This window comes from Flavobacterium maritimum, from assembly GCF_040049085.1.
GTDB classification, from domain to species: Bacteria; Bacteroidota; Bacteroidia; order Flavobacteriales; family Flavobacteriaceae; genus Flavobacterium; species Flavobacterium maritimum.
Map to the genome: position 1 here is coordinate 1 of NZ_JBDLZY010000015.1, position 1,854 is coordinate 1,854.

A 1,854-nucleotide genomic window follows, 5' to 3' on the forward strand; every position below is an offset into this window, starting at 1 on the left:
AATGAGTCCCGGGATGGGAAGTTTTATGTTGGGGGTTACACAAATGATTCCAAATGCTTCCAAACTAAAAGCCGATTCAAATTATATGAATGCGATGTCCTCGATTGAGGTCGAAAACAAAAACTATACACTCAACCAATTGAATATGTTCGCAAAAACGAACTATTACCAGTGGTTGGTGCTAAACAAAAAAATAAAAATAGCCAGCGATAATTTATTGCTTTTAGAATATATGATTAAAAGCATGGAAATCCGCTATCAATTTAACATGGATAAATTGCCTACCTACTACAAGGCCAAATCACAATATGGTTCCTTACAAAATATGATTACTATGTTGCAAAACGATATTTTCCAAAAACGAATTATGTTAAACACGCTGATGGCAAGAGATAAAAACACCGCTTTTGAAATAGATTCAACATATACATTGATTGACTTTGATCAAATAAAATCAGACTCAACATCACTTTCCCAAAGCAGAAGCGATATTAAAGCTATTGAAAAAACAATTGAACTGAACCAATTAAAAATAGAAGCGGAAAAGACAAAATTAAGACCCGAGTTTGGTGTCAATTACGATCACATGTTCGCATTTGGAGAGCAACCACAACAATTCTCTTTGATGCTTATGGCCAATATTCCTTTTGCACCATGGTCTTCAAAAATGACTAAAGCCAACATAGACAGTTACCAGATAAAAAAGGAAAGCCTGAATTGGCAAAAACAAATGATTATCAATGAAGCTATTGGTATGATTACAGGAATGCAAACTGAACTTGCTAACCTAAAAAAACAATACAATATTGCTGAGAAAAGTATCATCCCTGCATTGAAAAAAAATTATGACACTACAATAATAGCCTGGCAAAATAACACGGGCGATTTGTTTGCTGTTCTGGATGCGTGGGAGGCACTAAACATGGCACAAATGGACACTTTAGATAAGCTTCAAACCATTTTGAGTACCCAAATTGAAATTGAAAAACAACTCGAAATCAAATAAATATGAACAGGCATTTAAGATATGGTTTAGTTATTATGGCAATTCTAATTATTGGATTTGCTGTATGGTTCTGGAGATCTAAATCCAATGACCAACAGGATCACGTACATCAGCCTGATATTTATACCTGCTCCATGCATCCCGAAATAAATCAAGACAAACCAGGTACCTGTCCCATTTGTGGAATGACTTTAGTAAAAAAACAACCCTTAGGTCAGGGCGTGAAAAGTACTTCAATCGAGAATCTTTTGAAACGCACCGATAATTTTATAATAGGTAATTTTAAAACAACCACACCAAAAGACACCACAATAAACAGCGAAATAAATTTGCCTGGTATAGTGGTATACGACCCCAATTCTTCTTTAAATATTGTGGCGAGAACGAGTGGAAGAATAGAAAAAATGTACGTCAATTATAAATATCAAAAAGTAGCCAAAGGACAAAAGCTTTTTGACTTGTATAGTCCTGAATTATTGACCGAACAGCAAAATTTCATTTATTTAATTTCCAATGACGCGGAAAACCAAACAATCATTAAAGCATCAAAGCAAAAATTACTGTTGTACGGAATGACTCTTAATCAAATAAATGCATTGGCTTCCGCCAAAAGAGTAAATCCATTAATTTCGATTTATAGTTCTACTTCCGGAATCATTCAGGGAACGGAAAGCATGACTAAAAGTACAGAGGAAAGCATGCAAAATTCTACTATAACTACTGAAACACTAACCGTTAAAGAAGGAGATTACATTAAAAAAAATGAAATCATTTTTAAATTAGTAAATACCGATAAAGTATGGGGTGTTTTTAATGTCCTACCAGGATATAACAGTTTAATTAAAATA

Annotated in this window: 2 protein-coding genes; both read left to right on the top strand. The window is 33.8% G+C overall.

Features of this window, described 5'->3' with window-relative positions; genetic code table 11:
• A partial coding sequence (locus ABEB23_RS18040) for a TolC family protein (RefSeq protein WP_348814115.1) occupies positions 1-1,006 on the top strand: 1,006 nt, incomplete at its 5' end.
• Between the two features lie 2 nt (positions 1,007-1,008).
• Positions 1,009-1,854 (top strand): heavy metal-binding domain-containing protein (locus ABEB23_RS18045; protein ID WP_348814116.1); only part of this gene is annotated, 846 nt, incomplete at its 3' end.